The organism is Paracoccus acridae (genome assembly GCF_014642735.1).
In the GTDB taxonomy this organism is placed as follows: domain Bacteria; phylum Pseudomonadota; class Alphaproteobacteria; order Rhodobacterales; family Rhodobacteraceae; genus Paracoccus; species Paracoccus acridae.
The window spans coordinates 21,625-33,997 of record NZ_BMIV01000011.1; the positions used below are offsets into that span (position 1 = coordinate 21,625).

Sequence of the window (12,373 nt, forward strand, 5' to 3'; positions counted from 1 at the left end):
GCGATGCCGCTGGCCATGAACAAGGACGTTTTTATTACCTGCGCAGTCACTGGATCGGGGGCAACACAGGACCGGTCGCCACATGTCCCGCGCAGTCCGAAGCAGATCGCCGACAACGCCATTGAGGCAGCAAAGGCGGGGGCGGCCGTGGTCCACTGCCATGTCCGCGATCCGGAAACAGGCAAGCCGTCGCGCCGGTTGGATCTGTATCGCGAGGTTACGGATCGTATTCGTGATGCCGATGTGGATGTTGTGCTGAACCTGACCGCCGGCATGGGCGGCGACATCGTCTTCGGCCATACGGAGGCGCCCTTTCCGGTCAACACGGCAGGCACTGACATGGCCGGTGCAACCGAACGCATGGCCCATATTGCCGAATGTCTGCCGGAGATCTGCACGCTGGATTGCGGAACGATGAACTTTGCCGAAGCCGACTATGTCATGACCAACACCCCCGGAATGCTGCGGGCCATGGGCGGCATGATGACGGTCTTGGGCGTGAAGCCGGAAATCGAGGCTTTCGACACCGGCCACCTGTGGTTTGCCAAGGAGCTGGTCCGCGAAGGCACCCTAGCGAGGCCCGCCCTTGTGCAACTCTGCATGGGGGTGCCGTGGGGGGCGCCCAATGACCTCAATACCTTCATGGCAATGGTGAATGCGGTGCCCGACGACTGGTGCTGGTCGGCGTTCAGCCTGGGCCGTGATCAGATGCCCTATGTCGCCGCGGCCGTGCTGGCGGGCGGTAATGTGCGCGTCGGTTTGGAGGATAACCTGTGGCTGGGCAAGGGGCAGCTTGCCACAAACGCACAACTTGTCGAACGGGCCGCCACAATAATTGAAAACATGGGTGGGCGCGTCATAGGGCCTCAGGAAGCGCGCAAAAAGCTGGGTCTCATGAAACGCGCGCCAAAGGGAGCAGCGGAATGAGCAAGGCAGCCATCATCGGCAGCGGGGTCATCGGCGGTGGCTGGGCCGCACGCTTTCTGCTCAACGGCTGGGACGTCGCGGTCTTCGACCCCGATCCCCAGGCCGAACGCAAGATCGGCGAGGTGCTGGCCAATGCCCGCCGCGCCCTGCCCGCACTGTATGACCGCGCCTTGCCGGCCGAAGGCAAGCTAACCTTTCATACTGATTTGGCCGAGGCTGTGGCAGGCGCCGAGTGGATCCAGGAAAGCGTTCCTGAAACCCTAGCTTTGAAGCATCGCATCCTCCCCGAAATTCAGCAGGCGGCCGAGCCAGAGGCAGTGATTGGCTCCTCCACTTCGGGCTTCAAGCCGTCGGAGCTGAACGCGCCTGGAACCCGGGCCATCGTGGCCCATCCGTTCAACCCGGTCTATCTGTTGCCTCTGGTCGAACTGGTGGGCGACTCGGCAACGTGCGCCCAGGCCGCTGACATCCTGCGCGGCATTGGCATGTATCCCTTGACTGTCCGCAAGGAAATCGACGCCCATATCGCGGACCGGTTGCTGGAGGCCGTTTGGCGCGAGGCGCTTTGGCTGGTCAAGGACGGCATCGCCACGACCGGGGAGATCGATGAATCGATCCGAATGGGCTTCGGCATCCGCTGGGCTCAGATGGGTCTGTTCGAGACCTATCGGATTGCCGGGGGCGAGGCTGGCATGGCGCATTTCATGGCACAGTTCGGCCCTGCGCTGTCCTGGCCCTGGACGAAGCTGATGGACGTGCCTGAATTCAACGACGACCTGGTTGACCTGATCGCATCGCAGTCCGACGCCCAGTCGGGACATTTGTCGATCCGGGACCTGGAACGGCTGCGCGACGACAATGTGGTTGGCATGATCCGGGCGCTGCGGCGCACGGGCAGCGGCGCCGGCGGAGTGATCCGCGCGCATGAGGAAATCTTGGCCGACATGGGCGAACGCGATGGATTGCCTGTGACCGCAACGCGCCAAGTCCCCGTCAGCTGGACCGACTACAACGGACATATGAACGAATCCCACTATCTTGAAGCCGCGTCGCTGGCGACGGACCGGTTCATGGAGATGATCGGCGTGGACGCCACCTATATCACCTCGGGTCGCAGCTATTTTACGGTCGAGAACCATATCCGCTATCTCGATGAAATCCATGCGGGCGACCGACTGACCATCACCACGCAGGTGTTGGCAGGGAAAGGCAAGCGTCTGCATCTGTTCCACCGTCTGTGGCGTGGCGACGACACCCTTGCCGCCACGGTCGAGACGATGCTGATCCATACTGACCTGTCTACCCGCCGCAGCAGCGAACCTGACGGGGCAGTGTTGGAAAGCTTGTCTGGCTGGGTGGCGTCCCATGCGGGGCTAAAGGCCGAGGGGGCTGGTCGGTCTGTCGGTCAGCCCGCCACTGACCCGGCATAGTGAATGAGCCGAACGGAGGCGGGCCAGTAATGTCATGGAATGTGAGGACATGCTCTTCCAGCAATCTAGCCAGCCCCTGACAGTCACGATCCTGGTCCTGCCCGATGCTTCGTTGATGAGCATAGCGGCCACGCTTGATCCGATGCGGGCAGCGAACCGGATTTCGGGTCAGCGGCCCTATCGCTGGAAAGTCGTGTCGATGGACGGCTGTTCCGTTACGACCAGCTGTGGCCTGACGCTGCAGGTGGACGGCTGCTTCGCGCCCCAGGACCGTTGCGACGTCCTGATCGTCGTGGCCGCCTTCAACGTCACCGGACATGCCTCGGCCACGGTGCTGACCGCGGTCCGACAGGCGGCGCGTCGGGCGCATATGGTCGGGGGCGTCGAGGCAGGCAGTTGGGTGTTGGCGATGGCTGGCCTTCTGGATGAGCGCAAAGCCACGACCCATTGGGAAGATCTGGAGGACTTCGCCACGCGCTTCCCACAGGTTCGTGTGATCCCCGACCGGTGGGTGGTGGACGGCACGGTCTTCACGACTGGCGGCGCGGCACCGGCCCTGGACTTCATGCTGGCGCTCGTCCGGGCCCGCCAAGGCTTTGGTGCTGCCCTGAACGTTGCAAGCCTTTATGTCTATGACGAGGTGCGGCTGCCCTCGGACGCCCAGCCGCTGGTGTCGTTGGGGCGCGACAGCCGGATCGATCCACGGCTGGCTCAGTCGATCCGGATCATGGAGCAGCATATCGACACGCCGCTGACAATCCACGACATCGCGGAACGCATTGGCTGCTCGATCCGCACGGTCGAGGTTCTGTTTCGCCGGCTAGTCCAGTGTTCTCCGGCGGCATATTACTTGTCGCTGCGTTTGCAGGCGGCTCGTCGGCTGGTCACCGATACCCGGCTGCCCATGGCCGATATCGCAGTGCGGACAGGCTTTTCTTCGATCGCCTCGCTGTCGCGATCCTTCCGGCGGCAGTTCGGGCAGGCGCCGTCTGCCGCCAGAAAAGGTTCACAGACCTAGCTTGTTCATGGCGGTCGCCTGCCCGGGTTCGCCCTCCACCGTGGTCACGCCATCAAGCCAGGCCTCCAGCACAGTCGGGTTTTCCCTCAGCCACCGGTGGGCCGCTTCGCGTCCCTCCATCCCCTCGTCCAGGATATAGGACATCATCACATCCTCTGCCTCGACAGTGAAAGAGAGGTTTGCCAGAAATTTGCCCAGGTTCGGGCATTCCGCAGACAAACCCCTGCGCGTGTTCGTCAGCACGGTCGCGGCACCGTCTTCGGGGCCGAACATGTCGTTGCCTTCGGTTAGGTATTCGATGTCATAGCGGACATTCATCGGATGGGGACGCCAGCCGAAGAACAAGATGTCGTCCTCTGCCCGAATGGCGCGCTCGACCTGGGCCAGCATGCCTTGCTCGCTCGACTCGACCAGTTCGAAGTCGCCCAACTCGAAGCCGTTGTCCTGGATCGTCTCCAGGATGGTCGTGTTCGCACTGCTGCCGGACTCAATCCCATAAATCTTGCCGCCAAGCTGATCCTTGAACTTGGAAATGTCGGCATAGGTCTTCAATCCAGCCTCATACGTGGTGGCCGGAACTGCGAACCCGATCAAGGCGCCTTCAAGGTTGGCGCGCACAACTTCGATATCACCGGCCTCGACCAGCGGCTTCTGGATCGGTTCTTGCAAGGGCATCCAGTTGCCCAAGAAGATGTCCGTATCACCTTGCTTCAATGACTCGAAGGTCACGGCAACCGACAGGACTTGAACCTCCGGTTCGTATCCTAATGCCTCAAGCACCAACCCTGCAGCCGAGGTGGTGGCAGTAATGTCGGTCCAGCCGACGTCGGAAAAGCTGGGGCTTCGGCACTGCTCGGGTTCTGCCGCTTGAACCTGCGGCAGGAATGCGAAGGTTGCGAGAAGTGTCGCGGCAATCTTCTTCATAGTACTCCCCTTCGTTGCTCATGATAAATTTGCGATCCAGTTATCCACGAAGATAGGGACTAGAACAGGATATGATTGTCGATTTGCGCAGGCTTCTTTACGTTATGCGCAGCGATGTTGAAGGTTCCATTTCTTTACAACATTGGAAAACCTGGCACCAAGGTCGGGAATCTATCCGCCGCTTCCACTGCGACACGAACATGTTGTCACCAAGTTAAAATGTCGCCTCGTGAGCCATTTAGAAATGTCGCATGGGCTTGGAGCGATAATCCGGCCCCGGCCCGCTCTCCAGCACAAGGGCCGTAGGGACGGGGCCGGCGACAGCGCGCCGTCTGCAGGTTTCGGCTATCGTGGCTGAGGGCTATGTGGGCCCGTCGTCATTGTGCAGGTGGTTGCAGGATTTGCGCAGCCTGAGCTTCTGCCGCGCGTCGTTCGGCGCGTTTGTCGAGCCAGCTCTTTCGACCACGACCGCGCTTGCCTGTCGGCGTGTAGTGATCTCGTTGTTTGCCCACGAGTCCGACCTGCGGCGGCTTGGTCTGTTGCTGGATCATGATGTAGGACAGCACCTCGGCCAGGCGCTTGTTCTCGGTGATGCTGGCGTGGGTCACCCGCTGCTGGCTGGGGTCAAACACCCGGTAGGGCAGCAACAAGCCCTTCCAGCGGATCTCGAGCGGCCGGTCTGCAAGGGCATAGGTCTCGACATACTGGCCGATGGCGCTGCGGGCGTGCTCACTGTCATTCAGAATGAACTTCCTGCGCTCGTAATGGATCACCAGGTTGCCGCTGAGCCGGCGCTGATCGCGGATGCAGAGGCTCTCGCGGAGCCGCGATGCCGGCACATTCAGCGGCCGGTGCCGGTCATCCGAGTGGGCAGGAAGACAGGCGAAGCGTTCGTTGTGACGCACCATGAAACCCGGCAGAAAGGCATTGCCCGCCATGTCGCTGATGCCGGCAAGGCGCAGTTCCTTGACCAGAGGACCCTGCAGGGTGCGATTGGCCCGCTCCACGCGGCCCTTGGCCTGCGAAGAGTTGGCACAGAGGATCTCGATGGTCAGTTCCGCCAGAGCGCGGCCGAACTGCGTCATGGCATGCCCGTTGCGGACCTCGGGACGGTTGATGCGAAAGAGGCTGTACTTGTCGGAGTAAAAGGCAACCGGGCGGCCGTAATCCCTCAGATAGTCTTCCACGACCATGAAATAGGCTTCGGTGGTCTCCGACGGGACAAAGCGCATCTGCATCAGCTTGCCGGTGGCATCATCGATGAACACCAGCAGCGTGCAGGCCGGTCCGCGATCTTCAAACCAGCGATGATCCGAGCCGTCGATCCGGATCAACTCGCCAAGAGCTTGCCGGCGCAGCCGGGGCTGGTGGATGCCCCACCGCTGCGCACGACTGTGCCAAAGCCTAGCCGCCATCATCCATTGCCGCAGGCTCTTGGATGAGACGCGGATGCCATGCCGCTCGGCCAAACTCTCGGCCGCCAGAGTCGGGCTGAAGTCGGGATAATCGCTGCGGATCAGGGACAGGATGTAGTCGCGCTTGAGAGCGCTGCTGCGGTTGTTCGAGGGTCGGCCGCGCAGCCTGTGGCGTACCAACATGGCGCCTTGTCCCGCACCTTGCCGAGCAGGCGTTGCACCTGCCGCTGACTGAGGCCAAGCAGACTGGCAGCTGTCGCTGACCGCAAGCTGCCGTCCAGAACCTGCGCCACAACCTCGATCCGCTGAAGCTCGCGTTCGCTGATCAGGAGAAGTCCCATGCCGATGCCCTTGTGTCACATCCTGCGCGCAAGGCTCCGGCAGCAGGGCAAGGGCGACAAATCAACTTTGCCAGTTCGCGACAATTCCAAATGGTCTCTACATGACCCACCAGCCATATCGGGTGTTATGGAGTATTCTTTCAGTCCCCAAAGACTCCGGGGTCGTCAAGATATCCATACAGGGCATCACACCAGCCCGATTACTATCCCATCTTGCAGCAGAACGACATCCTGGCCAACCACTACGGCAAGTGCGCGTCATCGGCATCAGGTGCCCAGAGCTGCGGCCACCCGCTGCCATTCGCCTTCGTTTCCCGGCAGCCCCAGGCGGAGCCATCTTTCGGAATATGAAAAGCGGCGCGTCCAGATGTAGTGGCAGGCGAGGGCGTCCTGCGCCTGTTGCGCATTGGGGGTGTCATAAAGGCGGAACAGAAGGGTGCCGCCGGCTTGGATCCAACCGGCGCTTGCAGCCAGGCGATCGAGCCTTTCGGCTTCACCGGAAAGACGCCTGACAGTCCTGTCACGCCAGTCCCGGTCACCAAGCGCCATGCGTCCGATTTCGAGCGCAGGACCTGAGACCGGCCAAGGGCCAGCGAGCGCGGACATTCGCCGGATCACATCTGCGCCCCCGTAAACAAAGCCAAGCCGCAGCCCGGCAAGCCCCCAGAACTTGCCGAACGACCGCAGAACCAGCAGACGGTCGGAAGCTTTGGCCACAAGGCTTTCCGCCGGGTCCGGATCCACGAAGCTTTCATCGACGACCAGCCTTCCGACCGACAGGGTGAGGAGGCTCTCCTTGCGGCAGATCCGTCCGTCCGGGTTGTTGGGATTTACGACGACGGCAAGATCGGCGCCGGACAGGTCTTCCAGCCGAGCCACCTCCTCGACATGCCAGCCCGCCTGCCGCAGGCAGGCCGCGTGCTCGTTATAGGTCGGGGCGAGCACGCGGGCGAGGCCGGGCCTTTCCAGCAAGGGGATCATCTGGACCGCCGCCTGCGCGCCTGCCATCGCCAGCCCCGGGGCGGCGGTGCCGAAGGCCGTGGCGGCGGCCTCCATGAGGGCGGCCATCGCGCTTGCCGTGGGCAGGTTGGTCCATGCCCCAGGGGAAACTCGGGACACCGGGTAGGGCTGGCGGTTGATACCGGTGGAAAGGTCGACCCAGTCCCCCTGCCCCCATCTTGCCTGTGCTTCGTCAAGGTTTCCGCCATGGTCGCGCATCAGGATGCTCCGGTGATGATGGGAAGCAGCGACCAGAGCATCAGTCCAGCTGCCAGCAGAAGCATGGCCCGCCTGTAGAGCCCGAGCCCCAGCGTCACCGAGGCAGGCGAAGGATCCGGCGCCCCCTCGTTGAGCCAAGGCTCAGGGGCGACATGGCCGTCGTAGATCCGGGGGCCGGACAGCCGAACGCCCAGTGCTCCGGCCATAGCACCCTCGGGCCAGCCGGCATTCGGCGAACGGTGCCGGCTTGCGTCACGCATCATGACCCGGCCTGCGCGGAGGGGATTGCCACAGGCCAAGGCGAACAGCGCTCCGGTAGCCCGTGCAGGGATCAGGTTGACCAGGTCGTCCAGTCGGGCCGAAGCCCAGCCGAACTGCAGATAGCGCGGACTGCGATGGCCGATCATCGAATCCAGCGTGTTGATCATCTTGTAAACTGCTATGCCCGGCAGCCCGGCCATCGCGCCCCAGAAGACCGGTGCGACGATGCCGTCCGAGCTGTTCTCGGCCAGGCTTTCAAGCGCGGCACGGGCGACGCCAGCCTCGTCCAGAGCATCGGGATTGCGTCCGACGATCATCGACACGGCGTGCCGTGCGGCAGGCAGTTCCCCCGCAACCAGCGGCATTGTAACCGCCGCGACGTGCTCCTGCAGGGAGCGCATCGCGACCAGGGGCCAGGCAAGACAGCCGCCCACCAGAATGTTCAGGACATTGCCGGAAAGCAGGGCTTGCGCGACGGCAGAGGGCAGAAGGGCTGCGCCGATGCAGAGGATCAGGGCCAGCACCCCCATCGGTTTCTGGGGCAGAGCGGACTGGTTCAGCCTTGCGTCAAGCGAGACGATCAGCCGCCCCGCCCATGTCACCGGATGGCCGATCCGCGCATAAAGCCAGTCCGGCCAGCCGATCAGCCGGTCAAGGGCAAGCGCCACCAGCATCATCGCGGGGAACTCAGCGATCATCACTGCCGAACTTCAGAATGCCGACAACCCCGGCAGCCTCGAGCGCAGAGGCCGCGTCAGGCGGAACCTCGCCCTTCGGGAAGATCAGGCCGCGGGCTGAGCCGGTATGCGCCATAAGAAAACCCGCCGCCCCAAGGTGGCGGGCCAGTCCTTCCGTTGGATCGCCCGCCGGTCCCCGCATCCTCAGGCAGCGCCGGGCGCTTTCAGAGGCTAGCTCGGCAAAGGTGTGCAGCCTGTTGGCTCGCTCCCAGTCCGCGACGATATCCGAGACATCCGGAAAATCCATGTCGGCGGGATCGGTGGAACGGGGCAGACCGAAATAGCCACCGACGATCTCGTGGGCAGGTAGTGCAGGCAGTTGCTGCAGGATGCGGCCCTCGCGGGAGGCCCAGAGCAGTCGTTCGGGATGGGTGAAGGCAAGCGGATCCGAAGCCCCTTCTTCAGCCACGCAGGCCGCCATGAGGCGCCCTGCCGGCCCCTGCCAGCCATGAAGCAGGGCCGCCGCGACCAGCCGGGCGGTCGAGATGCCTGTGCCGGCCCCTGGAGGGGATAGTGTCGAGACGACCACCTCTCCCTGTCCGGCAAGCCCTAAGGCCCGCAGGAATCCGGAAAGTGGATTGGCCTCCTGCCCGCCCCTGTAGCGGAGTTCCGCCCGCAGTCCGGTCCTCGAGCAGGGAACCGTGATCAGGCCGAGCGCGCCGTTCGGCCCCAGCCTGCCCTGCACATATTCCCCGAAATGGCCGCGGATGCTGACGGTCCTCATGGCTGCCAATTGACCTCGGCAACGGACCAGTGGCCGTGCGGTCCGACGTAGAACCGGGTCAGCGACAGGGGCGCCACATGGAACGAAAGGGCGCCGGCAACTGACCCAACGGCAAGGGCAAGCGCCGCCCGAACGGTGCCTGCATGGGCAATGACGATCTGTGTGCCCCCTGCGCGGGCAAGATCCAGAAGGGCGGGGGTTGTCCGGGCGCAAAGGTCCCGAAAGCTCTCGCCCTGTGGGGGGCGGTGATCGGCCAGAGCCTCGGGGGCCAGGGTGCCAAGGTCGGGGATTGCTGTATGGTCCAAGCCTTCCCATTCCCCGAAGTCCTGCTCCCACAACCTTTCGTTCGTCCTCACGGCCAGTCCCGGCATCAACGCCTCGGCGGTCATCAGACAGCGCCGGGCCGGCGAGCTGGTCAGCATTGCGCCTTCCGGAATACGGGCCGCCAATGCCGAAAAGCCCGCTTGGTTCGACAGATCCGCCGGCAGGTCAAGGCGGCCGACAAGGCGCCCGGCCCCTGCCACCGGAGCATGGCGGATCAGGAACATCTCGGCATGGCGAAGTTCAGACACTGCCCACGGCTCTCCCGTCAGTTTCATTGTCCTGTTCACGCATGGGCGCCGAGCGTGAGCAGCATCGCCGCCTCGGCGACCTGCTGGCCTGCCCCCAGCACATCGCCGGTCTGTCCGCGGAGCTTCCTCCAGGCGATCACAGCCAACGTCGCTACCGCAAAGGCCGCAACGCCAAGCGCGGTCCAGCCCTGCGGCAGAAGCAGCATTGGCAATCCCCCCAGCAGGGCTGCCAGGATAACGCTTGCAGTCCCAACGCCCTTGCCCTGCGCTCCAAGCCCGTCCGGGCGTGCGGCCGGCAGCCATGCCATAAGCGCGGCCGGCGCCACGCGGCTGGCCATCGCAACGGCGATCAGAGCACCGATGGCCTCAAGCTCGGCAAGCGTCGCCAGTCCCAGCCAACGCAGCCCGAGCGACAGGATCAGCCCGACCGCCCCATAGCTGCCTATCCGGCTGTCCCGCATGATCTCAAGCCGCCGCTCGCGCGTGGTGCCGCCCCAGAAGCCGTCGCAGAGATCGGCGAACCCGTCCTCGTGCAGCGCCCCGGTCGTGATAACCTGGGCGGCAAGCGCAAGCCCGCCCGCGACCGGTGGGGACAGCCCAAGCGCCAGAGCCGCCACCATCACCCCGGCTGCAATAAGACCGACCGGCAGGCCGGCCAGGGGAAATGCCCAGGCCGCCGCGTCCAGCCTAGGGACGGGGTCGCGCAGGCGTCCGAACGGCACGCGCGTCAGCAGGATGACCGCTAGCTGCATCTCGGCAAGGCGCTGCCTCATGCACCGCTGATCCCGGCGTCGGCGAACGTGGCCATACCATTGTGGCAGGCCAGCGCCGAGCGCACGACGCCAAGGGCCAACACCGCCCCCGTCCCCTCGCCAAGCCGCATGTCGAAATCGAGGATGGCCGTCCTGCCCATGGCCGACAGCAGCTTCCTGTGTCCCGGCTCGACCGAGACATGGCCGACCAGGCAATGATCGAGAAGCCGCCGGTCCGCCGCGAACAGGGGCGCAACGGCGGCGGTGCAGATAAAACCATCCAGGATCACCGGAATACGGGCTGCGCGTGCGGCAAGAACCGCCCCGCAGATCGCCGCCTGCTCGCGGCCGCCGAGGGTCGAAAGGGTTTCAAGCGGGGCAAGGCCCGGATGGCGCGCAAGCCCGCGCGCGATCGCATCGATCTTGCGCCGAACGCCGTCGTCGTCCGAGCCGGTACCCCGGCCAACCCAGTCTGCGACCTCGCCCCCGAACAGCGCAGCACAGAGCGCCGCGGAAATAGTCGAGTTGCCGATGCCCATCTCGCCCAAGGTCAGGATGTCGGCTTGCGGATCGACGGCGGCCGCGCCACGGTTCAAGGCATCCAGCGTCTCGGCGTCGGTCATGGCCGGGCCGGCGGTGAAGTCGGCGGTCGGACGCTCGAGGTCCAGCGCGATCACCGACAGATCGGCGCCATTCACCCGGCAAAACTGGTTGATCGCCGCACCGCCTGCCTCGAAGTTCGCCACCATCTGCGCGGTGACCTCCTGCGGGAAGGGGTTGACCCCTTGAGCGCAGATCCCGTGGTTTCCGGCGAAGACAAGCGCCTGCGCCTTGGCGATCCTTGGCCGGTCATTTCCCTGCCAGGCAGCCATGAACAGCGCGATCTCCTCAAGCCGGCCCAGCGAGCCGGGCGGCTTGGTCAGGCTGTCTTGGCGGCGCGCGGCGGCGGCGCGGGTGGGTTCGTCGGCGACGGGCAGGGTGTCGGCGAGACCGACGATCTGGGCCAGGGTTTCCAGCTGCATCATTTCACTTTCATGGGAAGGCCGCACACGGCCAGGATGACCTCGTCTGCGACCTGCGCGACCTGCTGGTTCAGCGTCCCCGCAGCGTCCCGGAAGATCCGGGAAAGCCGGTTCTCAGGCACAATCCCCGCGCCGACCTCGTTGGTGACCAGCACTACGGGCGCAACCTGCGCGCCAAGCGTCTCGACCAGCCGGGCAGCCTCGGGGCGCCAGTCGCGCCCAGCCAGGATCAGGTTCGACAGCCACAAGGTCAGGCAGTCGACCAAACGGGGAGCCCCCTCCGTCAACGACAGCGCAGCGCAAAGATCCAGGGGTTCCGCATGAGTGCGCCAGGCCGCGCCTCGCCGCGCCTTATGGGTGGCGATCCGATCTTCCATTTCTGAATCGAAGGGCTGCGCGGTGGCGATATAGATCGCAGCCTCGCCAAGCGAGAGTGTCCGGCTCTCCGCGATCGCGCTCTTGCCTGACCGGGCACCACCTGTGACAAGGATGATCGATCCCATGAACATTCTATCCCGTGGTATTTCTGGCTTGGCCGCCGCCAATCACACCGTCATTTGCAAGATGGCGCGCAATCGGCTTGAGCTCGAGATGATGATTTCGTCCAAGATGACCGGATCCTGGGCATTGGTGGACATGGCTGGCACCACCGCAGCGATGGCCAGAATGGATAGCGACGAGAACCGCATGGTTCCCTCCCCGATTGGCCCGATGGGCCGCATGACAATCTGCCTGTGGGGATGCACCCGCAGACGGTTTCATTGTCACCGCTGCGGAATTGCCGCTCCTCGGACGCACCCCGCGCCGCGGATGGGTGATCGTCGAGGCAGGTCTCCTGACTTGCGGATCATCGCTCCGGCCAGCCTTCCCATGCCCGAAGACACAGTGGCAAATTGACCGTCGCTCACCGCTTACAGTTGCGGGGGCAGTCCGGGATTTGCCTGCAAGAGGCGCACCCGGTTCCCATATTAAGCCGCTCTCGCGGCACCACGACGCGTCCGTTCTGCGCCGAGCACGCTCCGGCTGTCAAGG

General features: G+C 64.2%; 12 protein-coding genes, 1 pseudogene and 1 riboswitch. Of the genes and pseudogenes, 3 read left to right on the forward strand and 10 right to left on the reverse strand.

The window, feature by feature from the left end:
* Positions 1-3: 3 nt before the first annotated feature.
* The 3 genes from bcoG to IEX25_RS14485 are packed head-to-tail and all read left to right on the forward strand — an operon-like array spanning position 4 to position 3,375.
* Positions 4-927: a 3-dehydrocarnitine:acetyl-CoA trimethylamine transferase BcoG gene (bcoG, locus tag IEX25_RS14475; RefSeq protein ID WP_103174439.1), complete on the forward strand. Its 924-nt coding sequence runs from the start codon at positions 4-6 to the stop codon at positions 925-927.
* On the forward strand, positions 924-2,357 hold the full coding sequence (locus IEX25_RS14480; RefSeq protein WP_103174440.1) for a carnitine 3-dehydrogenase: 1,434 nt from the start codon (positions 924-926) through the stop codon (positions 2,355-2,357). The genes bcoG and IEX25_RS14480 overlap by 4 nt, the downstream gene beginning before the upstream one ends.
* A gap of 49 nt (positions 2,358-2,406) precedes the next feature.
* Positions 2,407-3,375 (forward strand): GlxA family transcriptional regulator, encoded by a 969-nt coding sequence (locus tag IEX25_RS14485; RefSeq protein WP_103174443.1) that lies wholly within the window; start codon positions 2,407-2,409, stop codon positions 3,373-3,375.
* Here the strand turns inward: IEX25_RS14485 and choX are convergent.
* From choX to IEX25_RS14535, 10 genes and pseudogenes are all read right to left on the reverse strand, one after another.
* Positions 3,364-4,299: a choline ABC transporter substrate-binding protein gene (gene choX / locus IEX25_RS14490; protein WP_103174441.1), complete on the reverse strand. Its 936-nt coding sequence runs from the start codon at positions 4,297-4,299 to the stop codon at positions 3,364-3,366. The genes IEX25_RS14485 and choX overlap by 12 nt on opposite strands.
* A 377-nt stretch (positions 4,300-4,676) precedes the next feature.
* A pseudogene (locus IEX25_RS14495) lies at positions 4,677-6,055 on the reverse strand (ISNCY family transposase).
* Positions 6,056-6,322: 267 nt separating this feature from the next.
* Positions 6,323-7,273 carry a threonine-phosphate decarboxylase gene (locus IEX25_RS14500; RefSeq protein WP_103174279.1) on the reverse strand — a complete coding sequence of 317 codons (951 nt, stop codon included), beginning with the start codon at positions 7,271-7,273 and terminating at the stop codon, positions 6,323-6,325.
* Complete coding sequence (gene cbiB / locus IEX25_RS14505; protein WP_229665265.1) at positions 7,273-8,232, reverse strand: adenosylcobinamide-phosphate synthase CbiB; 960 nt, start codon at positions 8,230-8,232, stop codon at positions 7,273-7,275. The genes IEX25_RS14500 and cbiB overlap by 1 nt, the downstream gene beginning before the upstream one ends.
* A complete protein-coding gene (locus IEX25_RS14510) occupies positions 8,222-8,995 on the reverse strand; it encodes a propanediol utilization protein (RefSeq protein ID WP_188715848.1) in 774 nt (257 codons plus the stop codon). Before IEX25_RS14510 ends, cbiB begins: the two co-directional genes overlap by 11 nt.
* Positions 8,992-9,567 carry a histidine phosphatase family protein gene (locus tag IEX25_RS14515; RefSeq protein WP_229665266.1) on the reverse strand — a complete coding sequence of 192 codons (576 nt, stop codon included), beginning with the start codon at positions 9,565-9,567 and terminating at the stop codon, positions 8,992-8,994. The genes IEX25_RS14510 and IEX25_RS14515 overlap by 4 nt, the downstream gene beginning before the upstream one ends.
* 35 nt (positions 9,568-9,602) lie before the next feature.
* Positions 9,603-10,340 carry an adenosylcobinamide-GDP ribazoletransferase gene (locus IEX25_RS14520; protein WP_103174282.1) on the reverse strand — a complete coding sequence of 246 codons (738 nt, stop codon included), beginning with the start codon at positions 10,338-10,340 and terminating at the stop codon, positions 9,603-9,605.
* Positions 10,337-11,344 (reverse strand): nicotinate-nucleotide--dimethylbenzimidazole phosphoribosyltransferase, encoded by a 1,008-nt coding sequence (gene cobT, locus IEX25_RS14525; protein ID WP_103174283.1) that lies wholly within the window; start codon positions 11,342-11,344, stop codon positions 10,337-10,339. The genes IEX25_RS14520 and cobT overlap by 4 nt, the downstream gene beginning before the upstream one ends.
* A complete protein-coding gene (gene cobU, locus IEX25_RS14530; RefSeq protein ID WP_103174311.1) occupies positions 11,341-11,844 on the reverse strand; it encodes a bifunctional adenosylcobinamide kinase/adenosylcobinamide-phosphate guanylyltransferase in 504 nt (167 codons plus the stop codon). Before cobU ends, cobT begins: the two co-directional genes overlap by 4 nt.
* 42 nt (positions 11,845-11,886) lie before the next feature.
* Positions 11,887-12,030 carry a hypothetical protein gene (locus tag IEX25_RS14535; protein ID WP_229665268.1) on the reverse strand — a complete coding sequence of 48 codons (144 nt, stop codon included), beginning with the start codon at positions 12,028-12,030 and terminating at the stop codon, positions 11,887-11,889.
* Positions 12,031-12,149: 119 nt separating this feature from the next.
* Positions 12,150-12,348: riboswitch (cobalamin riboswitch) on the reverse strand.
* Positions 12,349-12,373: the final 25 nt, after the last annotated feature.

Excerpts from the sequence above, each read along its gene's own strand:
- IEX25_RS14480 (WP_103174440.1), top strand. The coding sequence starts at position 924 with ATGAGCAAGGCAGCCATCATCGGCAGCGGGGTCATCGGCGGTGGCTGG.
- IEX25_RS14520 (WP_103174282.1), bottom strand. The coding sequence starts at position 10,340 with ATGAGGCAGCGCCTTGCCGAGATGCAGCTAGCGGTCATCCTGCTGACG.
- choX (WP_103174441.1), bottom strand. The coding sequence starts at position 4,299 with ATGAAGAAGATTGCCGCGACACTTCTCGCAACCTTCGCATTCCTGCCG.
- cobT (WP_103174283.1), bottom strand. The coding sequence starts at position 11,344 with ATGATGCAGCTGGAAACCCTGGCCCAGATCGTCGGTCTCGCCGACACC.
- IEX25_RS14535 (WP_229665268.1), bottom strand. The coding sequence starts at position 12,030 with ATGCGGTTCTCGTCGCTATCCATTCTGGCCATCGCTGCGGTGGTGCCA.
- IEX25_RS14485 (WP_103174443.1), top strand. The coding sequence starts at position 2,407 with ATGCTCTTCCAGCAATCTAGCCAGCCCCTGACAGTCACGATCCTGGTC.
- IEX25_RS14500 (WP_103174279.1), bottom strand. The coding sequence starts at position 7,273 with ATGCGCGACCATGGCGGAAACCTTGACGAAGCACAGGCAAGATGGGGG.
- IEX25_RS14510 (WP_188715848.1), bottom strand. The coding sequence starts at position 8,995 with ATGAGGACCGTCAGCATCCGCGGCCATTTCGGGGAATATGTGCAGGGC.
- cobU (WP_103174311.1), bottom strand. The coding sequence starts at position 11,844 with ATGGGATCGATCATCCTTGTCACAGGTGGTGCCCGGTCAGGCAAGAGC.
- cbiB (WP_229665265.1), bottom strand. The coding sequence starts at position 8,232 with ATGATCGCTGAGTTCCCCGCGATGATGCTGGTGGCGCTTGCCCTTGAC.
- bcoG (WP_103174439.1), top strand. The coding sequence starts at position 4 with ATGCCGCTGGCCATGAACAAGGACGTTTTTATTACCTGCGCAGTCACT.